The organism is Bradyrhizobium sp. F1.4.3 (genome assembly GCF_040548375.1).
Lineage (GTDB): Bacteria > Pseudomonadota > Alphaproteobacteria > Rhizobiales > Xanthobacteraceae > Bradyrhizobium.
In genome coordinates this window covers 23,687-48,461 of record NZ_JBEPRN010000023.1, presented here as the reverse complement: position 1 = coordinate 48,461, position 24,775 = coordinate 23,687, and the positions used below count along the sequence as shown (strand labels likewise).

Annotated in this window: 26 protein-coding genes; 16 read left to right on the top strand and 10 right to left on the bottom strand. The window is 64.0% G+C overall.

Annotation, left to right across the window (positions count from 1 at the left end; genetic code table 11):
- Position 1 precedes the first annotated feature (1 nt).
- From ABIB73_RS34410 to ABIB73_RS34400, 3 genes are all read left to right on the top strand, one after another.
- Complete coding sequence (locus tag ABIB73_RS34410; RefSeq protein ID WP_354231556.1) at positions 2-2,095, top strand: 3-hydroxyacyl-CoA dehydrogenase NAD-binding domain-containing protein; 2,094 nt, start codon at positions 2-4, stop codon at positions 2,093-2,095.
- A 22-nt stretch (positions 2,096-2,117) separates the two neighbouring features.
- The gene (locus tag ABIB73_RS34405) at positions 2,118-2,528 is read left to right on the top strand and encodes an acyl-CoA thioesterase (RefSeq protein ID WP_354231554.1); all 411 of its coding nucleotides are present in this window, start codon (positions 2,118-2,120) and stop codon (positions 2,526-2,528) included.
- Between the two features lie 221 nt (positions 2,529-2,749).
- Positions 2,750-2,941, top strand: a complete 192-nt coding sequence (locus ABIB73_RS34400) for a hypothetical protein (RefSeq protein ID WP_247497106.1) — start codon at positions 2,750-2,752, stop codon at positions 2,939-2,941.
- 117 nt (positions 2,942-3,058) lie between these two features.
- Here the strand turns inward: ABIB73_RS34400 and ABIB73_RS34395 are convergent, their stop codons facing one another.
- Positions 3,059-3,535, bottom strand: a complete 477-nt coding sequence (locus ABIB73_RS34395; protein WP_354231641.1) for a nuclear transport factor 2 family protein — start codon at positions 3,533-3,535, stop codon at positions 3,059-3,061.
- 154 nt (positions 3,536-3,689) lie between these two features.
- On the opposite strand from ABIB73_RS34395, the gene ABIB73_RS34390 reads away from it, so the two are divergent.
- Together ABIB73_RS34390 and ABIB73_RS34385 are read left to right on the top strand one after the other, a co-directional pair.
- The gene (locus ABIB73_RS34390) at positions 3,690-4,376 is read left to right on the top strand and encodes an HAD family hydrolase (protein WP_354231552.1); all 687 of its coding nucleotides are present in this window, start codon (positions 3,690-3,692) and stop codon (positions 4,374-4,376) included.
- Positions 4,377-4,467: 91 nt separating this feature from the next.
- Positions 4,468-5,307 (top strand): DeoR/GlpR family DNA-binding transcription regulator, encoded by an 840-nt coding sequence (locus tag ABIB73_RS34385; protein ID WP_354231550.1) that lies wholly within the window; start codon positions 4,468-4,470, stop codon positions 5,305-5,307.
- Here ABIB73_RS34385 and ABIB73_RS34380 read toward each other — a convergent pair.
- Positions 5,294-5,737 (bottom strand): type II toxin-antitoxin system VapC family toxin, encoded by a 444-nt coding sequence (locus ABIB73_RS34380; protein ID WP_354231548.1) that lies wholly within the window; start codon positions 5,735-5,737, stop codon positions 5,294-5,296. The two genes, ABIB73_RS34385 and ABIB73_RS34380, sit on opposite strands and share 14 nt — an antisense overlap.
- Positions 5,734-6,015, bottom strand: coding sequence for a type II toxin-antitoxin system Phd/YefM family antitoxin (locus tag ABIB73_RS34375; RefSeq protein WP_354231546.1), 282 nt, complete (start codon positions 6,013-6,015; stop codon positions 5,734-5,736). Before ABIB73_RS34375 ends, ABIB73_RS34380 begins: the two co-directional genes overlap by 4 nt.
- A gap of 231 nt (positions 6,016-6,246) precedes the next feature.
- On the opposite strand from ABIB73_RS34375, the gene glpD reads away from it, so the two are divergent.
- The 8 genes from glpD (at position 6,247) to ABIB73_RS34335 (ending at position 14,872) form a co-directional block, all read left to right on the top strand.
- Positions 6,247-7,797 carry a glycerol-3-phosphate dehydrogenase gene (glpD, locus tag ABIB73_RS34370; protein ID WP_354231544.1) on the top strand — a complete coding sequence of 517 codons (1,551 nt, stop codon included), beginning with the start codon at positions 6,247-6,249 and terminating at the stop codon, positions 7,795-7,797.
- Entirely contained in the window at positions 7,794-8,933 is a 1,140-nt protein-coding gene (locus ABIB73_RS34365; protein ID WP_354231542.1) for an ABC transporter ATP-binding protein, read from the top strand. The genes glpD and ABIB73_RS34365 overlap by 4 nt, the downstream gene beginning before the upstream one ends.
- A gap of 12 nt (positions 8,934-8,945) precedes the next feature.
- Positions 8,946-10,031 carry an ABC transporter ATP-binding protein gene (locus ABIB73_RS34360; protein WP_354231541.1) on the top strand — a complete coding sequence of 362 codons (1,086 nt, stop codon included), beginning with the start codon at positions 8,946-8,948 and terminating at the stop codon, positions 10,029-10,031.
- Positions 10,031-11,005: a carbohydrate ABC transporter permease gene (locus tag ABIB73_RS34355; RefSeq protein ID WP_354231539.1), complete on the top strand. Its 975-nt coding sequence runs from the start codon at positions 10,031-10,033 to the stop codon at positions 11,003-11,005. Before ABIB73_RS34360 ends, ABIB73_RS34355 begins: the two co-directional genes overlap by 1 nt.
- A complete protein-coding gene (locus ABIB73_RS34350; RefSeq protein WP_354231537.1) occupies positions 11,005-11,811 on the top strand; it encodes a carbohydrate ABC transporter permease in 807 nt (268 codons plus the stop codon). Before ABIB73_RS34355 ends, ABIB73_RS34350 begins: the two co-directional genes overlap by 1 nt.
- Positions 11,812-11,823: 12 nt before the next feature.
- Entirely contained in the window at positions 11,824-12,153 is a 330-nt protein-coding gene (locus ABIB73_RS34345; RefSeq protein WP_354231536.1) for a DUF2160 domain-containing protein, read from the top strand.
- 75 nt (positions 12,154-12,228) lie between these two features.
- Positions 12,229-14,010 carry an ABC transporter substrate-binding protein gene (locus tag ABIB73_RS34340; protein WP_354231535.1) on the top strand — a complete coding sequence of 594 codons (1,782 nt, stop codon included), beginning with the start codon at positions 12,229-12,231 and terminating at the stop codon, positions 14,008-14,010.
- Positions 14,011-14,161: 151 nt separating this feature from the next.
- On the top strand, positions 14,162-14,872 hold the full coding sequence (locus ABIB73_RS34335) for a hypothetical protein (protein ID WP_354231533.1): 711 nt from the start codon (positions 14,162-14,164) through the stop codon (positions 14,870-14,872).
- Here ABIB73_RS34335 and ABIB73_RS34330 read toward each other — a convergent pair.
- The 4 genes from ABIB73_RS34330 to ABIB73_RS34315 all read right to left on the bottom strand — a co-directional run bounded on the left by ABIB73_RS34330 (position 14,861) and on the right by ABIB73_RS34315 (position 19,042).
- Positions 14,861-15,670, bottom strand: coding sequence for a tetratricopeptide repeat protein (locus ABIB73_RS34330; RefSeq protein ID WP_354231531.1), 810 nt, complete (start codon positions 15,668-15,670; stop codon positions 14,861-14,863). The two genes, ABIB73_RS34335 and ABIB73_RS34330, sit on opposite strands and share 12 nt — an antisense overlap.
- A gap of 130 nt (positions 15,671-15,800) precedes the next feature.
- Positions 15,801-16,895, bottom strand: a complete 1,095-nt coding sequence (locus ABIB73_RS34325) for an alkene reductase (RefSeq protein WP_354231529.1) — start codon at positions 16,893-16,895, stop codon at positions 15,801-15,803.
- 174 nt (positions 16,896-17,069) lie between these two features.
- Complete coding sequence (locus ABIB73_RS34320; RefSeq protein ID WP_354231527.1) at positions 17,070-17,573, bottom strand: DUF1993 domain-containing protein; 504 nt, start codon at positions 17,571-17,573, stop codon at positions 17,070-17,072.
- Positions 17,574-17,740: 167 nt separating this feature from the next.
- Positions 17,741-19,042, bottom strand: a complete 1,302-nt coding sequence (locus ABIB73_RS34315) for a lytic murein transglycosylase (protein WP_354231526.1) — start codon at positions 19,040-19,042, stop codon at positions 17,741-17,743.
- A 184-nt stretch (positions 19,043-19,226) separates the two neighbouring features.
- Between ABIB73_RS34315 and htpX the strand changes: the two genes are divergently transcribed.
- Both htpX and ABIB73_RS34305 read left to right on the top strand, forming a co-directional pair.
- Positions 19,227-20,183, top strand: a complete 957-nt coding sequence (htpX, locus tag ABIB73_RS34310) for a zinc metalloprotease HtpX (RefSeq protein WP_354231523.1) — start codon at positions 19,227-19,229, stop codon at positions 20,181-20,183.
- Positions 20,184-20,320: 137 nt separating this feature from the next.
- On the top strand, positions 20,321-20,962 hold the full coding sequence (locus tag ABIB73_RS34305; RefSeq protein ID WP_354231521.1) for a tetratricopeptide repeat protein: 642 nt from the start codon (positions 20,321-20,323) through the stop codon (positions 20,960-20,962).
- Positions 20,963-21,212: 250 nt separating this feature from the next.
- On the opposite strand, the gene ABIB73_RS34300 is transcribed toward ABIB73_RS34305, so the two are convergent.
- Complete coding sequence (locus tag ABIB73_RS34300) at positions 21,213-21,557, bottom strand: hypothetical protein (RefSeq protein ID WP_354231519.1); 345 nt, start codon at positions 21,555-21,557, stop codon at positions 21,213-21,215.
- A gap of 188 nt (positions 21,558-21,745) precedes the next feature.
- Positions 21,746-22,558 carry a M90 metallopeptidase family protein gene (locus ABIB73_RS34295; RefSeq protein WP_354231517.1) on the bottom strand — a complete coding sequence of 271 codons (813 nt, stop codon included), beginning with the start codon at positions 22,556-22,558 and terminating at the stop codon, positions 21,746-21,748.
- Between the two features lie 229 nt (positions 22,559-22,787).
- On the opposite strand from ABIB73_RS34295, the gene ABIB73_RS34290 reads away from it, so the two are divergent.
- Positions 22,788-23,081 (top strand): antibiotic biosynthesis monooxygenase, encoded by a 294-nt coding sequence (locus ABIB73_RS34290; protein ID WP_014497428.1) that lies wholly within the window; start codon positions 22,788-22,790, stop codon positions 23,079-23,081.
- A gap of 180 nt (positions 23,082-23,261) precedes the next feature.
- Here the strand turns inward: ABIB73_RS34290 and ABIB73_RS34285 are convergent, their stop codons facing one another.
- On the bottom strand, positions 23,262-24,707 hold the full coding sequence (locus ABIB73_RS34285) for a helix-turn-helix domain-containing protein (RefSeq protein WP_354231515.1): 1,446 nt from the start codon (positions 24,705-24,707) through the stop codon (positions 23,262-23,264).
- Positions 24,708-24,775 lie beyond the last annotated feature (68 nt).

The window sequence follows — 24,775 nt, the reverse complement described above, 5'->3', positions numbered from 1 at the left end:
CATGGATTCGAAGATCATGACCGCGCTCGGTAACCGCGTGCTGGAACTCGGGCCCCAACCCGCGGCCGACGGTCCGTACAAGAACTTCAAGCTGACGCGCGATGCCGACGGTGTTGCCTGGCTGCTGTTCGACCGCACTGACGCCAGCGCTAACACGCTGTCCGCCGACGTGATGGAGGAGCTCGACGCCGTGCTCGCGGCGATCGAGACCGAGCGTCCCGCCGGCCTCGTGATCCGCTCGGCAAAGCCGTCCGGCTTCATTGCGGGTGCCGACGTCAACGAATTCCGCGGCGCGAATGATCCCGCGATGGTGGAAACGCGCATCCACGCCGCGCATGCGGTGGTCGATCATCTGGAGGCGCTGAAACTTCCGACCGTCGCGGTGATCCATGGCTTCTGCCTCGGCGGTGGGCTCGAGGTCGCGCTCGCCTGCCAGTCGCGCATCGCCATCGACGGCGCGCGCTTCGGCTTCCCGGAGGTGATGCTGGGCCTGCATCCCGGTCTCGGCGGTACTGCACGCTTCACCGCGCTGGTCAATCCGACCCAGTCGATGGCGTTGATGCTGACCGGCCGCACCATCGATGCGCGCCGCGCCAAGTCGCTTGGCCTCGTCGACACCGTGACGCAGGAGCGGCACGTCCGCAACGCGGTGAAGGACGCGCTGTTCGGCCGGCTGAAGCGGGCGCGGCCGGGCCTTCTCACCCGCGCGGCCAATTTCGGACCGGTGCGCGGGCTGCTCGCCAAGCGCATGCGCTCGGAGGCGGCGAAGGCGGCGCCACGCGAGCATTATCCCGCGCCTTATGCGCTGATCGATCTCTGGGAGGCGCATGGCGGCAGCAAGGCCGCGATGCTGAGAGCCGAGCAGGCGTCGTTCGCCAAATTGATGGTGACGCCGACCGCGCAGAATCTGATCCGCGTGTTCTTCCTGCGTGAGCAGATGAAGAAGGCCGCAGGCATCGGCAATATGATCAAGCACGTCCATGTCATCGGCGCCGGCGCCATGGGCGGCGACATCGCAGCCTGGTGTGCAGGACAGGGCATGCGCGTCTCGCTCGCCGATATGAAAGCGGAGCCGATCGCCGGCGCGGTGAAGCGCGCCGCCGAACTTTACGGCAAGATCATCCGCAAGCCGACCGAGGTGCGCGACGCGCTCGATCGCCTGATCCCCGACATGGATGGCGAGGGTGTCCGCAACGCCGATCTCATCATCGAGGCGGTGCCGGAAAAGCTCGAGCTCAAGCAGAAGGTCTATGCCGGGCTCGAGCCGAAGATGAAGCCGGGTGCGATTCTTTCGACCAACACCTCGAGCATCCCGCTTCAGGATTTGCGCATCGGCCTGGCGCGGCCGGAACGGCTCGTCGGCCTGCACTTCTTCAACCCGGTGTCGCGGCTGCAACTGGTCGAGGTCGTCAGCCATGACGGCAACGATGAACAGGTATTGAAGGAGGCGCTCGCCTTCGTCGGTGCGATCGACCGCCTGCCGTTGTCGGTGAAGAGCTCGCCTGGCTTCCTCGTCAACCGCGCGCTGACGCCCTACATGCTGGAGGCGATGGTGATGCTGGACGAGAAGACCGACCAGCGCCTGATCGACGCCGCTGCCGAACAGTTCGGCATGCCGATGGGGCCGATCGAACTGGCCGATCAGGTCGGTCTCGACATCTGCCTCGACGGCGACATGTTGCGCACCAAGTTCGGCGATCTCTTGCCGCCGACGCCGGCCTGGTTGCGGGAAAAAGTCGCCAAAGGCGAGCTCGGCCGCAAGACCGGCAAGGGTTTTTACACCTGGACGGACGGCAAGGCCGAGAAGGCGCCGTTGCCCGAGACAGGTCCGCGCGTGACAGACCAGATGATCGATCGCCTGGTGCTGCCGATGTCCAATGTCTGCGTCGCGGCCCTGCGCGAGGGCATCGTCGACGATGCCGATGCGGTCGACGGCGCGATGATCTTCGGCACCGGCTATGCACCGTTCCGCGGCGGTCCGTTGAACTATGCGCGCACGCGCGGCGTGGATGACGTGGTATCCACCCTGCGCGCGCTCGCCGAACGATTTGGTGGACGCTTCGCGCCGGATCCGGGCTGGGACAATTTCAAGTGAGCAAATTTCAAATGAGGGAGGCATGAGCGAACAAGGGAATACCGAGCCGAGCGGCGATCTTTGCATCCGCACGCTGGCGATGCCCGCCGACACCAATGCGAATGGCGACATCTTTGGCGGCTGGCTGCTCAGCCAGATGGATGTCGGCGGCGGCGTGTTCGCTTCAAAGGTCGCGAAGTCGCGCACAGTGACGGTCGCGATCGAGGCGATGAATTTTCGCAAGGCCGTCTATGTTGGTGACCTCGTCTCGGTCCATGCCAATCTCGTGCGCGTCGGGCGCACATCCATGACTGTGCATCTCGAAGCCTGGGCGCTGCGCCGCAGGGAGGAGCATCCGTTCCTCGTCACCGACGGCAACTTCACCTACGTGTCGATCGACGACCATGGACGCCCACAGCCAATCAGCCGGACCGATCCGCCGATCGCGACCTAGTATCGCGCGGCGTTACGCCCATCTCGCGAAGACGTGCAGCATAGGCCAAACGCGGCGTGAGTGAGTCAACGCGCCGCGGCTTTGCCAAGAACGGGTCATAAAACGGATGAGGTCCGGGCGTACTCAGTTGCGTGTCGATTCGGGGTGGAAACGGCCGATTTGCCCTTTGGAACCTTTGGGCAGAGTTGTCGTTATTTGCCCGCACTGAGGATCTACGGGCCATGCCGGATAGCTACATCATCGAAGTCAATTCACAGACCGCAGGTATTGTCGTTCGCAGCGAGGGAGGCTACTGCTTCTTCGCCTCATCCCACCGCTTCAACCGCCTCGAAGGCCAGCTCTTCCGCAACGCCCGCGAAGCCGAGCGCGCCGCGCGCAAGCTGGTTAACGGTGATGTGAAGGAAGCGGCGTAACTTCCGTCATTCCGGGGCGCGCGTAGCGCGAGCCCGGAATCCATTGCGCTGCATAAAATGTCGATGAATGGATTCCGGGCCCGCGCCTTCCGGCGCGTCCCGGAATGACACCGCCGATCACAATTTCGTCGCCGCCCGCGAGAGCAGCTTCCAGTCGTCGCCCTGCTTCTGCCAGTTCATCAGGATGTGAAGGTTGGTCGGCACTTTTTTCCCATCGGCCGCCATTTCCTGTTCCGCGATCCAGTGGAAGCGCACGATCGCGGCGGGGCCGACGACCTTGATGGTCGGGTCCTTGTATTCGATCGACAGGAATTTCGATTTGCCGTCGGTGGCATTGGTGATGAAGGTCGCCTTGTCCTCGACCTTGCCGCTGGAATGGCTGTAGCTGAGATCGTCCCAGCACAGCGCGCCGAGCGCCTTGGGATCGGAGGCAATCTGGGCGAGGCGGAAGGCCTCGACCTTTTTCGCCACGGCCTCTTCGTCCGCTGACGCAGCCGGCGTTGCGAGCGCAAGACCCGAGACGGCAAGGGCCGAAACGGCAAGAGTCGAGAGAGCCAGACCTGAGATAGACAGCTCGCGCCGGTTGATCGTCATCGTTTCCTCCTTTTTGATCTTGCGGTCAGTGTTGCAGCCGCGCGCGGCTTTGTCGAGTGTCGCGTGGTCGTCATGCGCAAGCGTCATTGCGCGATCGGGGCTGTATTGATACGTCTTTCGCATCGATGCATCGCGCATTTGGGAAAGTACGGAAATGAATGAGGCGATTGGCAGGGAGATGAGCAAGGCGTTGCTGTTCGACATCGACGGCACGCTTGCCAACACCGACCCGTTGCACCTGAAAGCCTTCAACCAGGTGCTTGGCCCGCGCGGCCATGTCTTCGATCACGCGCGCTTCTCGAAGGAGCTGCAAGGCTTCGCCAACGTGTCGATCGGCGAGCGCTTCTTGGCCGACGAGACATTGGAGCGGCGCGCCGCAATCCTCGGCGAGAAAGAGGCGGTCTTTCGCACACTGGTCGTCGGCCAGATCGAACCGCTGCCGGGTCTGATGGCGCTGCTCGACCGCGCGGACGCCGCCGGCGTTCCCATGGTCGCCGTCACCAACGCGCCGCGCCTCAATGCCGAATTGCTGTTGTCCGGCCTCGGCATCACGCAGCGGTTCAAGGCGATCGTGATCGGCGACGAGCTGCTGCACGGCAAGCCGCATCCGCTGCCCTATCAGGAAGGATTGCGCTTCGTCGGCGCCAGCGCGGCGGCCTCGATCGCGTTCGAGGATTCCCGCTCCGGCGTGCAATCGGCCGCTGCGGCCGGCATTCCGACCATCGGCATCCGGACCAGCCTCAGCCATGCTGACCTTGTTGGCGCCGGCGCGATCGCCTCGGCAAGCGCCTTCGACGATCCGGACCTGCTCGCGCGCCTTGCCAGCACCATGGCGTGGTGAGGGCCTCATCCGTTAACCCGTGATCCGCTCGCGCATTGACGGCACCCGTGAACCGCCGCACCATGCATCATTCTGATTTGAGGCCATCGTCGTGACCGGATTGACCCATCGCCAAGCCGAAATCCTCAACATCGCGCGCGCCTCGGGCCGCGTCATGGTCGAGGAGCTGGCGCGCCGGTTCGAAGTCTCGGCGCAGACCATCCGCAAGGATCTCAACGATCTCTGCGAGCGCCGCTCGCTGACCCGTATCCATGGCGGCGCCATCATCGCCTCCGGTGTCGAAAACCTCGCTTACGAGGCGCGCCGCTTCGTCGCCGCCGACGAGAAGAAGGCGATTGGCGCTGCGGCGGCCTCGCTGATCCCGAACGGCTGCTCGCTGTTCATCAACATCGGCACCACGACGGAGGAGGTCGCGAGCGCGCTGACCTCGCATGAGGATCTGCTCGTCATCACCAACAATCTCAACGTCGCGATGCTGCTCTACCGCCATCCCCGCATCGAGGTGGTGGTCGCCGGCGGCACGGTGCGGCGCGCCGACGGCGCCGTGGTCGGCTCGACTGCGACGCAGCTGATCGGCCAGTTCAAGGTCGACTACGCCATCATCGGTGCGTCGGCGATCGACGAGGAGGGCGCGTTGCTCGACTTCGACTATCGCGAGGTGCAGGTGGCGCAAGCCATCATCGCGAATGCCCGCAGCGTCATGCTTGTTGCCGATTCCACGAAGCTGAGGCGCAGCGCGCCGGTGCGCATCGCGCATATCAGCCAGATCCAGACCTTCGTGACCGACCAGGAACTGCCCGAGCGCCTCGCCACCATCTGCCACAGCAAGGGCATTGAGGTGATGGAGGCGATGCCGAAGGGCGCGGGGGATGTCGATGATGCGGCGCCCGAGCCCGTCCAGGAAGCGGCGCCGGTGGTCAGGCTGCGTTAGGATCTTGTGCGTCGTCCCACGGGTTGAGTAGCGGGATGCCGAATGCCGCGAAATCCCTCACATTGCGCGTGACGAGCGTGAGGTTGTCTGCGAGCGCGGTCGCTGCAAAGAGGCCATCCATGACGGACAGGGCAACGCCGCTTCTGCGGCTCAGCGCCATCAAGTCGCCCCAGCGCTCGGCCACGGCGTGGTCGATCGGCAGGATGCGCCCGGCAAACCGTGCCGGCAAATCATGGGCGAGCCAGGCGGCAAGTGCCGCGCGCCAACGACCGTCCTCCAGCAATGCGATGCCGCGGCGAAGCTCGGCGATCGATGCAACGCTGATGAATGCACGATCCTCGTCGACGCCGTCCAGCCAGGCCAGAACTTTTGGATCGGGCGCCGGCCGCTGAACCTCCGACAGCACGTTGGTGTCGAGCAGCAGGTTCACGGCATCTCGTCGCGTGGCGCGTCGTGCATGCGCTCAAGCTCGAGGTCGGCGCCGCGCAGCGGCGAGGCCAACAGGAATTCGGCCAGCGTGCCTATGCGCGCGGTCTTGCGCGCCCATTCCTCGGCGGAAACGATCACGGCATTGGGCTTGCCGTGACGGGTGATGATCTGGGGGCCGCTTTGGGCACGGTCGATCACCTCGGACAGTCGCGCCTTGGCGTTGGCGAGCGTCCAAGTGTCGGCCGGTGGCGAGTCGGGTGCAGTGCTGTGATCTGTCATGCCGAAGAAAACCAATATGACTATTATGACTATATATTTATTGGGTGATTATTCAAGAGCAGTTTTGCTCCACCACTCGCCGGCTGAATTGCTCAGTTCTCGGGCCGATTGCCCACCGAAAAAGTTCCGCTTTCGCTTCCTTCGGCTTCTCTTTCATCTTGCTTTCGTTTTTTGGTGTGATCTAATCAAAAACGAAAGTAGCCGCTCGACGGAACGAGCGGTCGCCGGGGGATGCGTCTGTTGGAGCGTATTTTCGACCTCGCCATCATTGGAGGCGGTGTTAACGGCTGCGGCATCGCGCGCGACGCGGCGGGCCGCGGCAACACGGTTTTCCTGTGCGAAATGAACGATCTGGCGAGCGGGACGTCGTCCTGGTCGACCAAGCTGGTCCATGGCGGCCTGCGCTACCTCGAATATTACGAGTTTCGCTTGGTCCGCGAGGCGCTGATCGAGCGCGAGATCCTCTGGGGCATCGCGCCCCACATCATCCGTCCCCTGCGTTTCGTTTTGCCGCATCACGCGGGCTTACGCCCCGCCTGGCTCCTGCGCCTTGGCCTCTTCCTTTATGACCACATCGGCGGCCGCCATCTGTTGCCGGCAACCCGCTCGGTCGATCTCACGCGCGACGAGGTCGGCCGTCCGCTGATCCCGAATCGCTACACCCGCGCATTCGAATATTCCGACTGCTTCGTCGATGACGCCCGCCTGGTTGTGCTCAACGCGCGTGACGCCGCCGACAAGGGCGCCGAGATCCGCACCCGCACCCGCGCCACCGAGATCCGTCAGGCCGACGGCATCTGGACCGTGGGCATGGTCAATACGCTGACCGGCGCGCGCTCGTCGATCCAGGCCCGTGCGCTGGTCAATGCCGGTGGCCCCTGGGTCGAGGAGGTGCTCGGCCGCGGCGCCGGCGTGAACGCCAAAGCAAAAGTGCGCCTGGTGCAGGGCTCGCACATCGTGGTCAAAAAGCTCTACGACCACGACCGCGCCTACATGTTCCAGAACGCCGACGGCCGCATCATTTTCGTCATCCCCTATCAGGACGACTTTACGCTGATCGGCACCACCGACCGCGACTATGACGGCGATCCTGCCAAGGTGAAGGCTACGGCTGAGGAAATCCAATATCTCTGCGCTGCAGCCAGCGAATATCTGGCCAAGCCGGTGACACAAGAGGACGTGGTCTGGACCTATTCCGGCGTGCGTCCGCTCTACGACGACGGCGCCAGCGAAGCCAAGGCCGCGACCCGCGACTATGTGTTCGAGCTCGACACGCCCGGCGGCACGCCGCTGCTGTCGATCTATGGCGGCAAGATCACGACCTACCGCCGCCTCGCCGAGGAGGCACTGGAACGGCTCGCGCCCTATCTTCGCAGCGCGAAAGCGCGCGAAGGCTGGACCGGCAAATGGCCGTTGCCCGGCGGCGACATGGACGTCTCGGCGGTCGACGGCCTGATCGGCGAGCTCCAGCGCGGCTATCCCTTCCTCAGCCATGAGCATGCGCGGCGCCTCGCGCGTGCCTATGGCACCCGCGTCATCAAGCTGCTCGGCGATGCAAAATCGGCCGCCGATCTCGGCCAGGCTTTTGGTGCGACACTGACCGAACGGGAGGTTCGCTACCTCATGGCCAATGAATGGGCGGTGACCGCCGAGGACATCGTCTGGCGCCGCTCCAAGCTCGGTCTGCGACTATCTGCCGACGAAATCGCCGCCTTGGACGACTGGATCAGGACCCACGCTGTGCCGCAAAGTCCGCTGCTGGAAGCAGGAGGACGCTCATGAGCGTGACACTCGACCACGTGACCCGGACCGTCGATGGGGTCCCGCACATCCGCGACGTCTCGCTGACGCTCGAGAGCGGCACGCTCAACGTGCTGCTGGGGCCGACGCTGTCGGGCAAAACCTCGATCATGCGGCTGCTCGCCGGCCTCGACAAGCCGACCACGGGCAAGCTGCTGGTTAACGGCAAGGACGTCACCGGTGTCGACGTGCGCCAGCGTTCGGTCGCAATGGTCTATCAGCAGTTCATCAATTACCCCTCGCTCACGGTCTATGAGAACATTGCCTCGCCCTTGCGCGTGCAGGGCAAGCCGCGGGAGGAGATCGAGACGCGCGTGGCGGAAGCCGCTCGGCTGCTCCGGCTCGAGCCGTTCCTGAAGCGCACGCCGCTGCAGCTTTCCGGCGGCCAGCAGCAGCGCACCGCGATGGCGCGCGCGCTGGTGAAGGGCGCCGACCTCGTGCTGCTCGACGAGCCGCTCGCCAATCTCGACTACAAGCTGCGCGAGGAGCTACGCGCCGAATTGCCGCGCATCTTCGAAGCGTCCGGCGCAATCTTCGTCTATGCCACGACCGAGCCGACCGAAGCGCTGCTGCTCGGCGGCAATACGGTCTGCATGTGGGAGGGCAAGGCGCTCCAGATCGGCGGGACCGCCAACGTCTATCGCCGGCCGCAGACCCTGCGCGTCGCGCAGGTGTTTTCCGATCCGCCGCTCAACCTCGTTGGCATCGAGAAGAAGAACGGCTCCGTGCAATATGCGGGAGGCATCGCCGCGCCGGCGTCCGGTCTCTATTCCTCTCTCGCCGACGGCGCCTATCGCGTCGGCTTTCGCGCCCACCAGCTTGCGCTCGCCAATGGCGAGGCTGACCGCCATGCCTTCCATGCCACGGTAACGGTGACCGAGATCACCGGTTCGGAGAGTTTCGTGCATTTGACCCGCGACGGATCGAACTGGGTTGCGGTGCTGCACGGCGTGCACGAGTTCGAGCCCGGCCAGACCATCGATGCCGTGCTCGACCCCAACGATGTCTTCGTGTTCGACGCGGCCGACCGCCTGGTCGCTGCGCCGGGTCCCATAGCGTTTTCAAGCGAAGCGCTTAGCGGTTCGCGTGAAGAAAACGCGTCAAAGAAAAATACGTGAGGGGGATGCGCCATGGCCCGCATTGACCTCGTCGATCTCGCCCATTCCTACGGTGGCGATGATGCGCCGCAGGAGAGCTTTGCGCTGAAGCCGGTCACCATGACCTGGCGGCAGGGCGGCGCCTATGCGTTGCTCGGGCCGTCCGGCTGCGGCAAGACCACGCTGCTCAACGTGATCTCCGGCATCATCACGCCGTCGCGGGGGAGAATCCTGTTCGACGGCCAGGACATCACACCGCTGTCAACCCAGAAGCGCAACATCGCCCAGGTGTTCCAGTTTCCGGTGATCTACGACACCATGACGGTGGGGCAGAATCTGGCGTTCCCTCTGAAGAACCGCGGCGTGCCGAAGGCCGAGATCGACAAGCGCGTCGCCGACATCGGCCGCCTGCTCGACCTCGAACCTTATCTGAACCGCAAGGCGACGCGGCTGACGGCCGACGCCAAGCAGAAGATCTCGCTCGGCCGCGGCCTGGTGCGCTCCGACGTCGCCGCCGTGCTGTTCGACGAGCCGCTGACCGTGATCGATCCCGAACTGAAATGGCAGCTGCGCTCCAAGCTGAAGGCGCTGCATCGCGAACTTGACCTGACGATGATCTACGTCACCCACGACCAGACCGAGGCGCTGACCTTTGCCGATACCGTCGTCGTCATGCATGACGGCCGCGTGGTGCAGAGTGGCACGCCGGCCGAACTGTTCGACAAGCCGGCGCACACCTTTGTCGGCTATTTCATCGGCTCGCCCGGCATGAACATCCTGCCGGCCGAGGTGAGCGGCCGCGAAGCGCGGATCGATGGCCATGTCATCGCACTCAATCGCAGCTATGACAACCTCCCGGCCGGCGCCAAGATCGAGATCGGCGTGCGTCCGGAGTTCGTCGATGTCGTTGCGCCTGCGCCCGGCCTGCTCACTACAAAAATCGACCGGATCGACGATCTCGGCCGCATCCGTTTCGCGCGCGTCCACGTCGGCGATGCCAAGCTCGCGGCGCGTGCGCGCGCCGGCTTCACCAGCTCGGACGGCACCGCCGGGCTGAAATTCGATCCGTCGCACGTGCACGTCTATGCCGACAGCATTCTGGTGGAGGGGGCCGCCTGATGGACAAGACCATCAACCAAAAAGCCTGGTTCCTGGTGCTGCCGGTGTTCCTGGTCGTCGCCTTCTCGGCGGTGCTGCCGCTGATGACGGTGGTGAACTATTCGATGCAGGACACCTTCGGCAACAACCAGTTCTTCTGGAACGGCGTCGGCTGGTTCAAGGAATTGCTCGATCCCTCGACCGATCTCGGCGGCCGCTTCCTCGCCTCGCTCGGACGCAACCTGTTCTTCTCGATGGTGATCCTCGCGATCGAGGTGCCGCTCGGCATCGTCGTGGCGCTGTCGATGCCGCGCCAGGGCTGGACGGTGGCCGCCTGTCTTGTGACCCTCGCGCTGCCGCTGCTGATTCCGTGGAACGTGGTCGGTACGATCTGGCAGATCTTTGGCCGGCCTGACATCGGCCTGCTCGGCTATGTCCTTAACCACATCGGCCTCGACTATAATTACGTCTCAAATGACATCGACGCCTGGGTCACTGTCATCGTCATGGACGTCTGGCACTGGACCAGCCTCGTAGCGCTCTTGTGCTATGCCGGCCTGAAGTCGATCCCCGAGGCCTATTATCAGGCAGCGCAGATCGACGGCGCCTCGCGCTGGGCGGTGTTCAAGGCGATCCAGCTGCCGAAGATGAACCGCGTGCTGCTGATCGCGGTGCTGCTGCGCTTCATGGATAGTTTCATGATCTACACCGAGCCGTTCGTGGTCACGGGCGGCGGGCCGGGCAACTCTACGACCTTCGTGTCGATCGAGCTCGTCAAGATCGCGCTCGGCCAGTTCGACCTCGGCAAGGCTGCCGCGCTCTCGCTCGTCTATAACCTGATCATCCTGATCGTCTGCTGGATCTTCTACACCGTCATGACCAATGCCGGCGTCGAGCGCAAAGTCCAAGCGGAGAGCGAGCCGGCGGCGGAGCCTAAGCCTTTGGCCGGGCTCAAGCCTGTGACTGCACTCAAGCCAAAGGAAGGAGTGGCCTGATGCATTCGATCCCCGGCCGCCGCCTCATCATGGGGCTGTTCCTGATCTTCCTGCTGTTGCCGATCTACTGGCTCGTCAACATGAGCTTCAAGACCAACGCCGAGATCGTCTCGACGATGACGCTGTGGCCGCACACCCCAACGCTCCAGCACTACAAGCGCATCTTTACCGACGAGAGCTGGTATTCCGGCTACATCAATTCGCTGGAATACGTGGTTATCAATACCATTATCTCGATCTCCGTGGCGTTGCCGGCAGCCTACGCGTTTTCGCGTTATCGCTTCCTCGGCGACAAGCATCTGTTCTTCTGGCTGCTGTCGAACCGGATGGCGCCGGCCGCGGTCTATGCGCTGCCGTTCTTCAACCTCTATTCGGCGATCGGCCTGTTCGATACGCCCTGGGCGGTGGCGCTGGCGCATTGCATCTTCAACGTGCCGCTGGCGGTGTGGATCCTCGAGGGCTTCGTCTCCGGCGTGCCGCGCGAGATCGACGAGACCGCCTTCCTCGACGGCTATTCCTTCCCGCGCTTCTTCATCAGGATCCTGGTGCCGTTGATCGCGAGCGGCATCGGCGTCGCGGCGTTCTTCTGCTTCATGTTCTCCTGGGTCGAGCTGCTGCTGGCGCGCACGCTGACCTCAGTCAATGCCAAGCCGATCGCGGCCGTGATGACGCGCACGGTGTCGGCGGCCGGCATGGATTGGGGGCTTTTGGCGGCAGCCGGCGTGCTCACCATCATTCCGGGCGCGCTCGTGATCTGGTTCGTCCGCAACTACATCGCGCGCGGCTTCGCGCTCGGCCGGGTGTGAGGGGAGGCGACAATGGAATCCATCGCATGGATGGCCTGGACGCTGCCGACCGCGATCTTCTTTGTGGCACTCGCCTGCACGCTTGCCGTGATGACCTGGCTGGCCGCTGTGTATCCCGAAGCCGAGCGTGTCGGAATCCTGCGGATTCCGACCACGCGCGGCGACCGCCTGTTCATCTCGCTGATAGTTGCCGCCGTCATTCACCTCGTGTGGATCGGTCTTGTCGGCACTGACCCGATCGCGACGCTGCCGATCGGGGAGGAAGGTTTAGAGATTACGAGCCTGTGGCTCGCAACCGTGATTTCGCTTGTCTCAGCCGGGGTGATCTTTCGCACCGTCTGAAACAGTCGAAGAAGAGCAGATCCGGGGTCTACCCGGGCCTGGATTTAGTTTGTCGCTGCAACCGGAGGAAACTATATGCGACACTTGAGAACGACCAAGGACGGTCTTCTGACGATGACCAGCGCGGTCGCGCTGATCGCGGCGTCGATGACCATCGCCGCGCCGGCGCGCGCGGACGAAGCTGCTGCCAAGAAGTGGATCGACAGCGAATTCCAGCCGTCGACCCTGTCGAAAGACGACCAGATGAAGGAGATGCAGTGGTTCATCAAGGCCGCTCAACCCTTCAAGGGTATGGAGATCAACGTCGTCTCCGAGACGCTGACGACGCACGAGTATGAGTCCCGTACGCTCGCCAAGGCGTTCGAGGAAATCACCGGCATCAAGGTCAAGCACGACATCATCCAGGAAGGCGACGTCGTCGAAAAGATCCAGACCCAGATGCAGTCCGGCAAAAACGTCTATGACGGCTGGATCAACGATTCCGACTTCATCGGAACACACTTCCGCTACGGCCAGGCCGTCGATCTGACGGACTGGATGGCCAAGGACGCCAAGGACGTCACCGACCCGATGCTCGACATCAACGACTTCATCGGCAAGTCGTTCACGACGGCGCCGAATGGTCATCTCTATCAGTTGCCGGACCAGCAGTTCGCGAACCTCTATTGGTTCCGCTACGACTGGTTCACCAACCCGGACTACAAAGCCAAGTTCAAGGCCAAGTATGGCTACGATCTCGGCGTTCCCGTGAACTGGTCGGCCTATGAAGACATCGCCGAGTTCTTCACCAACGACATCAAGGAAATCAGCGGCGTCCGTGTTTACGGGCACATGGATTACGGCAAGAAGGACCCCTCGCTCGGCTGGCGTTTCACCGACGCGTGGTTGTCGATGGCCGGCAACGGCGACAAGGGTCTCCCGAACGGCCTGCCGGTCGACGAATGGGGCATCCGCATGGAAGGCTGCCGTCCGGTCGGCTCGTCAGTGGAACGTGGCGGCGACGTCAACGGCCCGGCGGCGGTCTATTCGATCGTCAAGTACCTCGACTGGATGAAGAAGTATGCCCCGCCGCAGGCGCAAGGCATGACCTTCTCCGAATCCGGTCCGGTGCCGTCGCAAGGCAATATCGCCCAGCAGATCTTCTGGTATACCGCTTTCACCGCCGACATGGTGAAGCCCGGTCTGCCGGTGATGAATGCGGACGGTACGCCGAAATGGCGCATGGCTCCGTCGCCGCACGGCTCCTACTGGAAGGAAGGCATGAAGCTCGGTTATCAGGACGTGGGTTCGGCGACGCTTCTGAAGTCGACCCCGGTCGATCGCCGCAAGGCGGCCTGGCTCTATCTCCAGTTCATCGTCTCCAAGACGGTGAGCGCGAAGAAGAGCCATGTCGGTCTTACCTTCATCCGTGAGTCCGACATCTGGGACAAGTCGTTCACCGAGCGTGCGCCTAAGCTCGGCGGCCTGATCGAGTTCTACCGCTCGCCCGCGCGCGTGCAGTGGACCCCGACCGGCAACAACGTGCCTGACTATCCGAAGCTTGCGCAGTTGTGGTGGCAGAACATCGGCGATGCGTCGTCCGGTGCGAAGACGCCGCAGGCGGCGATGGACTCGCTTGCTGCTGCCCAGGATTCGGTGATGGAGCGCCTGGAGAAGTCCGGCGTGCAGGGTGCCTGCGGACCGAAGCTCAACAAGAAGGAAACGGCTGAGTACTGGTTCGCAAAGTCGGCCAAGGACGGCAACATCGCTCCGCAGCGCAAGCTCGCGAACGAAAAGCCGAAGGGCGAGACCATCGACTACGACACGCTGATCAAGTCGTGGCCGGCCTCGCCGCCGAAGCGCGCTGAAGCGAAGTAATTCGCAAACATCACGATGGCCGGGTTCGTCCCGGCCATCCAGGAGCAGGAGGCCGGGAGCGATCCCGGCCCCTTTTGTCTCATTGGCCTATTGCCTTATCGACGGCCTTGATCTGAATTGGCGAGCCGAGATCCGGAAGCGAGACTTCGCCATGCGCATGACGTTCCGTTGCGATCCCAGGTTGGCCGGTCATCTGGCCCGGCCCTATCCTGCGCGCACAGCCTTGCCCGACTGGCTGCGCGCGATGCCCGCGAAGGCGCACTCGGAGATCCACGGCCGGGACATACGCACGGTCAAGCAATGTCCGCCCTTTGTCGATGCGATGGCCTATGGGGTCATGATTCCGCTGCCATGTGACATCAGGATTGAGTCTGGACGATTCACTTGGGATTGGGACATTCCCGAGCCGGCGACGTCGGGACATCCGCGCGCGCCTCTGAGTTTTCACCCCGCAGCGCAATTCGCTGCTGCGCCTTTCGCGAACGGACGGTCCGCGATCAAGTTCAACAGTTTCTGGACCATCGAGCTCGAGCCCGGCTGGTCGCTGTTCGCAACGCATCCCGTCAACCGCGATGATCTGCCATTCCGCCTCGTTTCGGGGCTGGTCGACGCCGACCGATTTCACGACGGCGGTATCAACTTTCCGGCCGTATGGATGCAGCCTGATTTTTCCGGCGTTCTTGAAAAGGGCACGCCGGTGGCGCAGTGTTTTGCCGTACCGCGTGAAGCGCCCGAGCTCGTGTTCGAGGCCTTCGATGAGGCCCACCAGCAAGCTTACGCGAGGGTCGTTGCCGATGTGCTGGCTGCGCCCAATGTCTACCGCAAGCATTTTCGGGCGAAACGTGGACGCCTAACTTCCTAAGGCACGGCGCAATCCGTCCTCGTCAAGCCATAGGCGGCCATGTGAGGCCGAAGTCAGCGCCATCGCGATCGAGCCGAACAGTTGTGGGCGCAGGCGATAGGCTTGGGCAAAGGCGTGCATGGCGTCGTCGAGGTCGCCGCCCTCCTGCAGGGCAATGCCGAGGTTGAGCGCAGCTTCGGCATGGTCAGGCTTGATGTCGAACGCCTTGCGGTATGCGCTTGCTGCGCCGCTGTAGTCACGCAGGTCCTGTCGCGCGAGGCCAAGATCAAACCACACGGAAGCTGGTGCATCTGTCGCGGTCGCCTGCTCGAGCAGGCCTGCGGCGGTGGCGGGATCGCCATCCTCCCACGCAAGCCGGCCGAGCCGTGCCGCGGCTTCCTGGTGGCCGGGGATGACCTTTAGGATCGCTCGCCAGGACTCGCGCGCTTGAGCCCTCAGGCCAGCCTGATCGAGCGTTCTCGCCTTCTCGACGAAGATTTCGCGTTGCGGGCTGGTGGCGATCGCGGAATCGATGTGCGCGAGCGCGACGTCGAAGTTCCCTTCGCTACGTGCAATGCGGGCGGCAAGCAGCCGGGCTGCGGCGTTGCCGGGGCGTTTGGCCAGACTTGCTTCGATATGCGCATGGGCCGATGCGATCTCGCTCCTGGAGAACAACACCGCGGCCAGCAGATGGTGCAGCATTGGGTCGCCGGGATCCCGCGCGAGACCCTGCTCGCAGAGTTTTTGTGCTTCATCCGGCCGGCCTGAGTTGAACGCTGCTGTGGCGCGGCGAACGAGTTTCTCGGCGATGTCATCCATAGTCGCATTAGAGCAAGGATGCGACGGCGCAGCAATACGGGGCGCCTGTTCTCGGCCTGTCGATCAAGTCTGGCTGTCGACGTCGAGCTTAGCTCCCTCTCCCCGCACAAGCGGGGAGAGGGAGAGGAAACTACTCCGCTGCCTGCAGCGTCGGATAATCTGTGTACCCCTTCGCGCTGCCGCCATAGAACGTGTTCTTGTCCCAATCGTTCAGCGCCGCGCCGGCCTTCAGCCGCTCGACGAGGTCGGGGTTGGAGATGAACGGTTTGCCGAACGCGATCAGGTCGGCCGCGCCTGAGTCCAGCACCTTGGTGGCGAGATCGAAGTCGTAGCCGTTGTTGGCGATGTAGGCGCCGGCAAAGCGCTTGCGCAGGCTCGCATAGTCGAACGGCGCGAAGTCGCGCGGGCCACCGGTGGCGCCTTCGACCACGTGCAGATAAACCAGCTTCAGCGCGCTGAGGCCGTCGACGATATGGTCGAACAAGGCTTGCGGATTGCTGTCCACGATGTCGTTGGCCGGCGTCACCGGCGAGATGCGGATGCCGGTGCGGGCAGCGCCGGCCTCAGCCACGACGGCCTTGGAGACCTCGAGCATCAGCCGCGCACGGTTCTCGATCCCGCCGCCATAAGCATCGGTGCGCTTGTTGGCGCCGTCCTTGGCGAACTGGTCGAGCAAATAGCCGTTGGCGCCGTGGATCTCGACGCCGTCGAAGCCAGCCTCCAGCGCATTCTTCGTGGCGCGCTTGAAGTCGTCGATGATCCCCGGAATTTCGGAAAGTTCGAGCGCGCGGGGCTCGGAGACGTCGGCGAAGGTGCCGTTCACGAAGGTCTTGCCCTTGGCGCGGATCGCGCTCGGCGCGACCGGTGCAACACCATTGGCCTGGAGGTCGATATGCGAGATACGGCCGACATGCCAGAGCTGGATGAAGATCTTGCCACCGCGCTCATGGACCTTGTCGGTGACTTTGCGCCAGCCGGCGACCTGGTCCTTGCTGTAGATGCCGGGGGTGTCCTGGTAGCCCTGGCCCTGCTGCGAGACCTGGCTCGCTTCGGTGATGAGGAGGCCCGCGGAGGCGCGTTGGCCGTAATAATCGGCCGCGAGCGGGCTCGGGACGAAGGTGCCGGGCACGGCACGGTTGCGCGTCAGCGGCGCCATCACCAGGCGGTTGGCCAGCGTGATCGGACCGAGCTTGTAGGTCTCAAACAATTTGGTCGGACGGCTCATTGGGGGTGTTTCCAGGCGGTGAGAGGTCTGGAACACTTGTGCATTGCGACAATCAGCGCAAGGGACGAGCCATACGGAAAGTGCAGGCGAGCTACGCGGCGGGACCCGCGTAGCATAATTCATGCGCAATCCGGGCTCGGCAGCGGATTTTCCGCTGCCGCAGCCCCCGCGAACTCAGTTCGCGCCGAGGAAATCGCGCTTGCCGATCTCGACGCCGTTATGACGCAGAATGCCATGGGCGGTCGTGGCGTGGAAATAGAAGTTCGGCAGCGAGACTCCACTGAAGAACTGCTGGCCCTTGAGCGTCATGGACCGGTCCGGGCCCGCCGGGAAGGTCACATCCTTGGTGTCGGCGCCTTCGAACTGCTCCGGCTTGAACGATTTGACGTAGTCGATCGTCTTGGCGAGCCGCTGCTTGAGCTCCTCAAACGTCTTTTCCGTGTCGGGCGTCGAAGGCACCTCGCTATGAGTCAGCCGCGCACAGCCCTTGGAGGCGAAATCGCTGGCGAGCTGGATCTGCTTCGACAGCGGCAGCATGTCCGGGAACAGGCGGGAGCCCAGCAGGACGGCCGGGTCGATCTTTTTGGCCGCGCAATGTGCTTCGGCCTTGGTGAGGAGGCCGATGAGGCTGTTCAGCATTTGCAAATAGGCGGGGACGACGGCGTCGTGGAAGGACATGTGATGCTCGCTCGAATGAGGGAAATCTCAGGAGAAAACCTGAGCCACTCACATGGGAGCGTCATGGAAAAATACAATCGCGGGAGCAGCACTGTGCAGTGCGAAAATTCTACCGCGCCACATACTCACCGTCATCGCCCGCCTTCGCGGGGCATGACAGAGTGGGCTTAGCGGACCGCGCTCGCCGGCTGCGCCTGCGCCGTGCCGCCGCGCATGCGCGCGAGCAGCTCCGCGGTCGGCCAGGAATCCGCCGGCAGGCCGTATTTGATCTGCATCGTCTTCACGGCGGCGCGGCTCTGCTGGCCGAGCACGCCGTCGATCTTGCCGACATTGAAGCCGGCACGCACCAGCAGCTGCTGCAATTCCTTCAACTCGTTGAACGGCAGTTGCGCCACTTGCCCGGCCGGCCTGCGCATCGGCGCAGCACCCGCGATGCGCGAGGCGAGATAGCCTGCCGTGGTCGAATAGATCAGCGAATTATTCCATTCGGTGTAGGCGGCGAAATTCGCATAGGCCATGAAGGCCGGCCCGGTCCGTCCCATCGGCAGCAGCACGGAGGCCGCGAGATTGTCGTTCGGCAGCGGCCGGCCGTCGGGATAGGTCACCCCTAATTGCGCCCATTTCGAGCGCGGCTGCTGCACGGTGAGATCGGTCTGGTCCCACGGCAGGTTTTGCGGGACCTTGATCTCCTCCAGCCACGGCTCGCCGCGCCGCCACTTCAATCCGTTGGCGATGTAGTTCGCAGTCGAGCCGATCACGTCGGGCTCGCTGCGGAGCAGGTCGCGCCGGCCGTCGCCGTCATAATCGACGGCGTAGTTGACGTAATGCACGGGCAGGAATTGTGTCTGCCCGAGCTCGCCGGCCCAGGAGCCGATCATCTCGTCCGGCGTGAGATCGCCGCGGTCGATGATCTTCAGCGCGGCGATGGTCTCGTTCACGAACATCTCCGAGCGCCGGCAGTCATAGGCCAGCGACACCAGCGATTTCAGCGTCGGCAGATTGCCCATATTGGCGCCGAAGTCGCTCTCCAGTCCCCAGAACGCGGCGATCACCGCCGGCGGCACGCCGTATTCCTTTTCGGCACGCGCGAATGCGGCCGCATGTTGCTTGATGTGCTGCTGGCCGTTCTGCATGCGATAGGGCGCGGCCATGCGACCGGCGAATTCGGTGAAGAGCTGGCCGAACACGCGCTGGCCACGGTCGCGGTTGACGATGCCCTGGTCGTAGACGAGGTAGGGCGAGGCTTCCGCGATCGTGTGCTGCGATACGCCGGCGGCAACCGCCTGCTGTTTTACGTCGGCGAGGAAGCGATCGAAGCTCGCCCCATTGTGGCACGACGCCGCGCGCAGCGACGGCGCGGTAGCCTTGGGGGCGGCAGGCCTTGCGGGCGGCGGTGCGAACTGGGCGGAGGCGGTTGAGGCGAGTGCGAGCAGAGCGGCGGCCGCGATCGCAAATCGGGTCTGGAGCATGAGGTTTCCGGTGGGGAGGAGACGCTTGGATTCTTGACGAAGTTTAATGGAATGATCGGGCTCAAGCCAGTGCCGCGGCTCCCAGCCGCACCCTGAAACCTTGCGGGCGGGCCGGGATCGTCCCTACCTCATGCGTGTCGGCCTGCGCCGCCTCCAGCGGCCGCGGCCGGCCCGGGAGACGGCCATGAACTATCTTCGTACCGCAATGCTGCTCGCAGGCCTCACCGCCTTGTTCATGGGGGTGGGCTATCTGATCGGTGGTGCCGCCGGCGCGATGATCGCGCTCGTCATTGCCGCCGCAACCAATCTCTTCACCTACTGGAACTCCGACCGCATGGTGCTCTCGATGTACGGCGCCCATGAGGTCGACCGTGCCAGCGCGCCGGAGCTGGTCGGCCTCGTCGCCGAGCTTGCGGGCCGCGCCGGCCTGCCGATGCCGCGGGTGTTCCTGATGGACGAGCCGCAGCCCAACGCGTTCGCGACCGGCCGCAATCCGGAGAACGCTGCGGTCGCCGTCACCTCCGGCCTGATGCGCCAGCTCAGCCGTGAGGAGCTTGCCGGCGTGATTGCGCATGAGCTTGCGCACATCAAGCATCATGACACGCTGTTGATGACGATCACCGCGACCATTGCGGGTGCCATCTCGATGCTGGCGCAGTTCGGCATGTTCTTCGGCGGCAACCGCGACAACAACGGTCCCGGCATCGTCGGCTCGATCCTGATGATGATCCTGGCGCCGCTGGGCGCCATGCTGGTGCAGATGGCGATCAGCCGCACCCGCGAATATGCTGCCGACAATCTCGGCGCGCGCATCGCCGGCCAGCCGATGTGGCTCGCATCGGCGCTGGTCAAGATCGAGAATGCGGCGCATCAGGTGCCGAATGTCGAGGCCGAGCGAAATCCCGCAACCGCGCACATGTTCATCATCAATCCGCTGTCGGGCCACGGCGTCGACAATCTCTTCGCCACCCATCCCGCGACGCAGAACCGCATCGCGGCGCTCCAGCAGTTGGCGGCCGAGCTCGGCGCGCATGCCGCGCCGTCGGTCGGCGCCAACGAAAACTATCCGCCGCAGGGACCGTGGGGCCGCTCGTCCTCGCACGGCCCTTCAGGTGGTCCTTCACGTGGTCCGTGGGGCTGATACGGAACCCGCCGGAAATCGCGCCTCGCTTTGTGAGCTGGCGCACACAGGGCCGTCCCGGCCGGTGTTAGTACCCTCTAGAGACTATTTCTTCGAAAGGGGATGCGTGGCCGGCCTTTCGCCAGCCTGCGTCGAAGATGACCAGAGCAGCCATACCATTGTTGATCGTCCTGGGCGTGCTCGTCGGCCTGTCCACGCACACGGTCGTGAATTGCGGCGACGAGGACGAGCCCGACATCTGCTCGGCCGTGATCGGCTTCTCGCCGTTCCGCGGTTCCTTGATCGCCTTTGCCTATGAGGGACGTGGGCGCATCGCGCTGCGTCACGGCGACCACCGGCGCGCGCTCGCCGATTTCATCGAAGCGATCCACCTCAATCCCAACCGCGCTTCGCTCTATCGCGACCGCGCGCTGGCATATCAGCAGAACGGCCAGGTGGAGCTTGCAATCGCCGACTACGACGAGGCGATCGCGCTCGATCCCAGGCGCGCCGCGCCCTATCGTGAGCGCGGCTTTGCGCTCGCCGCCAAGGGCGATCTCGATCGCGCGATCCTGAGCTACAGCACCGCCGTCCGCCTCGATCCGTCGGATGCGCAGGTCCGCCTCGACCGCGGCCTGGCGTTCCTCGCCCGCGGCCAGGCCGACGATGCCCGCGCCGATTTCGAAGCCGCACTGGCGCTGCCTCCCGGCAAGGACGGCCGAACGCGCGACACTGCGCGCGCAAAACTCGCCGAGCTCTCGAGCGACGAGCCCACCCGCGTCTCCGTGCCGACGCGGTGAGAGGAGTTTTCTCCCTCTTCCCGTTCTTACGGGCCGCGACGAGCTTCGCTCGCGCTGAGAGGGTTGGGGTGAGGGGCCTCTATCCTCAATGACAGTGAGAGATGGACTCGCGGAGACCCCCCCTCATCCGGATTGCATCTGCGATGCAACATAGCCGAAGCTCTGCTTCGGCGTTCTTTAGAGGACGGCCGCCAAAGGCGGCCTGTGCCTCTCCCCGCAAGCGGGGCGAGGTGAAGCGCGCCAGCGATGACTACTTGGCTTTCTTCTTCGCCTTCGCAACCTTCTTTACCGGCCTCTCCTTCGCCGGCTTTTTCTCCGCCTTCACCGCGACAGGCGTACTTGCTGCGATTCGCATCGATCGCGCGTAGCTGTCGGCGACGTTGTCGGCGGACATCTGAAGGCGCCTGGCGGCGGCGGTGGCCTGCTCCATGGTGGCCTTGGCCATCATCTTGAAGCGGGCGCCCGTGTCCTTGCCCTTGGCCTTGGCCGCAAGGCCGTTGAAGCGATCCCGCCGCTCCTTGGCGCGGGTCATCAGGCCCGTATTCAGCTGTCTGGCCAGTTGCCGGATCACGACATCCAGGTCGGCGTCCGCCATGTCTTCTATCCTCTTCGAAACAGTCCCAATCGATGCGGCGGGACTATGCAGATCAGGCCCCGGCTTGGCAATTGCCGGCCGCGCGTCATCCGCAGCTTCCGGTTTACAAAACAAAAAGGCCGCGCTGGTGAGCGCGGCCTTTGGTGAGGTTCTTGGCATTGGTTTGGCGCGGAGGCGCTATGTCTGCCTCACTTCAGCGAGGCAACCGGTCCGCTTGAAGCAGCCGCCGGGTCGGGGTCGAAGCCGAACACGCCGACCAGGTATTTGTAGTAGTCCGGCATCTTCTCCTTGAGCGCCTCGCGGGACTTGGGATCGTGGAATTCGCTCTTGCCGGCCAGGAAGATGCTGGCGGTCACGGCAAAGAATTCCATGTGATTCTTCAGCGCATAGGCTTCCTTGGGCAGCAGGTCCTTGGACTTGGCGTAGGCGTAATAGCCGATCACGCCCTTGTTGGCGTAGCCGTCCGGCAAGAGCCGCGCGTGATAGGCGTGCAACATCTCGTGGAGCAGCACCGCCTCCTTTTCGTAGCGCATCATGTCCGGCCGCACCATGATCACGCCGAGGCCCGAATCGACCGCGAGGTCGACGGCATTCGGATTGGTCCAGCGCTGCTTGTCGTGGTCCCACACCGTCAGCGTCCGGGGCGCGGTACGCTGGATGTCCGGCGTAACCCGGCCGTAGCACGCGGTTGCTGCGCCTTCGTCGAGGCAGGCCAGCTCGCTTGCGACGATCGGGATGGTATGGAAGAAGCGCAGCACGCGCGGGGACAGGCCGGCAGCCTCGACGACGTCGATCTGGCGTTTCAGATTGTCGGTGATCTTGTCGACATCCTTGCGGTCGGAATTCTCCGAGACGTCGAACATGTAGCCGCGGTAGCTCTGGAAGCCGGGCGGCAGCGCCTGCGCTGCGTCAGTGGACGTTGCCTCGAGCGAGCCGGCATAGGATGGATTGGCGAAGAGCGCGCCGACAATGGTCGCGGTCAGCAGCAACGCAATGCGCATGATGAACCCCCTGATGTCACTTCACGCGGCAGGATAGGCTGCCGTTGTTTGCGAAAAGTGAGTGGGGCGAGACTAAGGCACCGATGTTGAGGCGTGCTTAATGGTTGGTTGCAGACCGTGAGGGGCGGGTTAGTCCCGGGTTAACCAAGCATGGATTGGCCCCGCGCTTCGGCGTAGCATGTGGTGCGGGCACAAGGCCCGCGATCCGGACAGCCGGAAGGAGGATGCCATGTATGCCGCCATCCGTCAGGCCAAGGCGAAAAGCGGGAGCGCCGAGGAGCTGGCGCGCCGCATCAAGGACGGCGCCGTTCCGATCATCAGCGACGTCGACGGTTTCAGGGCCTATTACGTGGTCTATGCCGGCGACGACACGGTGACCGCGATCTCGATCTTCGACAAGTTCGAGCAGGCGGAGGAGGCGAACCGGCGCGCGATCGCCTGGATCGAGAAGGATCTCGGCCCGCTGCTCGCCGGCCACGCAAGTGCGGCGGCGGGGCCGGTGATCGTGCATACGCTGGCGTGAGGTAAGCGCCGACCCTCTGCCCAATGTCGTCCTGGCGAAAGCCAGGACCCATTACCTCAGGGAGGAGTTTTGCGACGCGTGGCAGCCACCTTCGTTCGCTCGATAGTTCGGTGGCTATGGGTCCTGGCTTTCGCCAGGACGACGGTGAAGTTGTGGCGCTGATCTATCGCCCAACGCCCCTCACAGCTCCCTTGCATTCGAGAACGCGAACGAACTCACCCGCCGCGTCGTCTCGTCCAGGATCAGCGTGCGTGTGATCGGTGGCTCGGCGCGCTGAGCGCAGTTTTCGCGCTCGCAGAGCCGGCAGTTGACGCCGATCGGCGTGCCTTCCGCCTTCTCCAAATCCATGCCGGCGGCATAGACCAGGCGAGACGCGTGACGGATCTCGCATCCCAATCCGATCGCAAAGCGCGGCTGCGGCAGCGGGTGCGGCGCGACGGGGCGGCGCACCATCTGCGCGATCGAGAAATAGCGTGTGCCGTCGGACAGCTCGATCACCTGCTTCAAAAGGCGGTCCGGCGTATCGAAGGTCGAGTGCACGTTCCACAGCGGACAGGTGCCGCCAAATTTCGAGAACGGGAACGTGCCGGACGAGAAGCGCTTCGACACGTTGCCGGCATTGTCGACGCGCAACAGGAAGAACGGAATGCCGCGCGCGTTCGGCCGCTGCAGGGTGGTGAGGCGATGGCAGACCTGCTCGAAGCCGGAATTGAAGCGCTGCGCCAGCAAATGGATGTCGTAGTTGAGGGCTTCGGCGGCGGCCAGGAAAGCCGGATAGGGCATCATCACGGCTGCCGCAAAGTAATTGGCGAGCGTGATCCGAAACAGGCGGCGCGGCGCGTCGTCGAGCGGGCCGGCGCGGCCGATGATGGTCTCCAGGGCTTGCGCGCATTCGCCTAAGCCGAGCTGGAAGGCGAGCTGGAACGCGCGACCGGCGGGATCGACCAGCTCCGAGATCAAGAGCTGGCGGCGGTGGCGGTCGAAACGCCGCAGCGTCTCGCGCATCACGTCGACAGGCATGATGCGGGTCTGGATCGAATGCTTTTCGCGCAGGCGCGCGGCGAGCGCGGCATACAGCCCCTCGGCCGGCGCGTTCAGTTCGTCGCGAAGAGTCTCCGCGGCCTGCTCGAGCTCCGGAAAATAGTTGCGGTTGGCCTCGATCAGCTCGCGCACGCGTTCGACCGGATTGGCCTCGTAGCGCGTGCCGACGTCGCGGTCGGCCATTTGCGCGGCGGCCAGCGTTTCGCCCTGGCGCGCCTCGGCATAGGCCGCATAGAGCCGTTGCAGCGCGTGGGTGACGCCGGGGCAAAGCTCGGCGAGGTCGCGCAGCTCCTGCTTGGGCACGTCGATCTGGCGGAACAGCGGATCGGAAAAGATCTCGTTCAGCTCGGCAAAGAAGCGGTCCTCGTCGGCGGTGGCGAGGTCGCGCAGGTCGAGGTCGTAGGTTTCGGCCAGCCGCAGCAGGATCTGCGCGGTCACCGGGCGCTGGTTGCGCTCGATCAGGTTGATGTAGCTCGGCGAGATCCCGAGCCCCTCGGCGATCTGAGTCTGCGACAGCCCCAATTGCTGCCGGATCCGCCGGAAGCGCGGGCCGACGAACAGCTTTTTCCCGGACTCGGCGGCCATTTTCAGATCTCCAGGCGCATGAAGGGCAGTCTCTTTGACCTATAACTTTACAAGCTTTACAAAATTAC

Excerpts from the sequence above, each read along its gene's own strand:
- ABIB73_RS34300 (WP_354231519.1), bottom strand. The coding sequence starts at position 21,557 with ATGGCGGACGCCGACCTGGATGTCGTGATCCGGCAACTGGCCAGACAG.
- ABIB73_RS34345 (WP_354231536.1), top strand. The coding sequence starts at position 11,824 with ATGGAATCCATCGCATGGATGGCCTGGACGCTGCCGACCGCGATCTTC.
- ABIB73_RS34395 (WP_354231641.1), bottom strand. The coding sequence starts at position 3,535 with ATGACGATCAACCGGCGCGAGCTGTCTATCTCAGGTCTGGCTCTCTCG.
- ABIB73_RS34315 (WP_354231526.1), bottom strand. The coding sequence starts at position 19,042 with ATGCTCCAGACCCGATTTGCGATCGCGGCCGCCGCTCTGCTCGCACTC.
- ABIB73_RS34410 (WP_354231556.1), top strand. The coding sequence starts at position 2 with ATGGATTCGAAGATCATGACCGCGCTCGGTAACCGCGTGCTGGAACTC.
- htpX (WP_354231523.1), top strand. The coding sequence starts at position 19,227 with ATGAACTATCTTCGTACCGCAATGCTGCTCGCAGGCCTCACCGCCTTG.
- ABIB73_RS34330 (WP_354231531.1), bottom strand. The coding sequence starts at position 15,670 with ATGGATGACATCGCCGAGAAACTCGTTCGCCGCGCCACAGCAGCGTTC.
- ABIB73_RS34355 (WP_354231539.1), top strand. The coding sequence starts at position 10,031 with ATGGACAAGACCATCAACCAAAAAGCCTGGTTCCTGGTGCTGCCGGTG.
- ABIB73_RS34390 (WP_354231552.1), top strand. The coding sequence starts at position 3,690 with ATGAATGAGGCGATTGGCAGGGAGATGAGCAAGGCGTTGCTGTTCGAC.
- ABIB73_RS34340 (WP_354231535.1), top strand. The coding sequence starts at position 12,229 with ATGCGACACTTGAGAACGACCAAGGACGGTCTTCTGACGATGACCAGC.
- ABIB73_RS34285 (WP_354231515.1), bottom strand. The coding sequence starts at position 24,707 with ATGGCCGCCGAGTCCGGGAAAAAGCTGTTCGTCGGCCCGCGCTTCCGG.
- ABIB73_RS34295 (WP_354231517.1), bottom strand. The coding sequence starts at position 22,558 with ATGCGCATTGCGTTGCTGCTGACCGCGACCATTGTCGGCGCGCTCTTC.
- ABIB73_RS34375 (WP_354231546.1), bottom strand. The coding sequence starts at position 6,015 with ATGACAGATCACAGCACTGCACCCGACTCGCCACCGGCCGACACTTGG.
- ABIB73_RS34325 (WP_354231529.1), bottom strand. The coding sequence starts at position 16,895 with ATGAGCCGTCCGACCAAATTGTTTGAGACCTACAAGCTCGGTCCGATC.
- ABIB73_RS34400 (WP_247497106.1), top strand. The coding sequence starts at position 2,750 with ATGCCGGATAGCTACATCATCGAAGTCAATTCACAGACCGCAGGTATT.
- ABIB73_RS34290 (WP_014497428.1), top strand. The coding sequence starts at position 22,788 with ATGTATGCCGCCATCCGTCAGGCCAAGGCGAAAAGCGGGAGCGCCGAG.
- ABIB73_RS34335 (WP_354231533.1), top strand. The coding sequence starts at position 14,162 with ATGCGCATGACGTTCCGTTGCGATCCCAGGTTGGCCGGTCATCTGGCC.
- ABIB73_RS34405 (WP_354231554.1), top strand. The coding sequence starts at position 2,118 with ATGAGCGAACAAGGGAATACCGAGCCGAGCGGCGATCTTTGCATCCGC.
- ABIB73_RS34360 (WP_354231541.1), top strand. The coding sequence starts at position 8,946 with ATGGCCCGCATTGACCTCGTCGATCTCGCCCATTCCTACGGTGGCGAT.
- glpD (WP_354231544.1), top strand. The coding sequence starts at position 6,247 with ATGCGTCTGTTGGAGCGTATTTTCGACCTCGCCATCATTGGAGGCGGT.
- ABIB73_RS34305 (WP_354231521.1), top strand. The coding sequence starts at position 20,321 with ATGACCAGAGCAGCCATACCATTGTTGATCGTCCTGGGCGTGCTCGTC.
- ABIB73_RS34365 (WP_354231542.1), top strand. The coding sequence starts at position 7,794 with ATGAGCGTGACACTCGACCACGTGACCCGGACCGTCGATGGGGTCCCG.
- ABIB73_RS34350 (WP_354231537.1), top strand. The coding sequence starts at position 11,005 with ATGCATTCGATCCCCGGCCGCCGCCTCATCATGGGGCTGTTCCTGATC.
- ABIB73_RS34320 (WP_354231527.1), bottom strand. The coding sequence starts at position 17,573 with ATGTCCTTCCACGACGCCGTCGTCCCCGCCTATTTGCAAATGCTGAAC.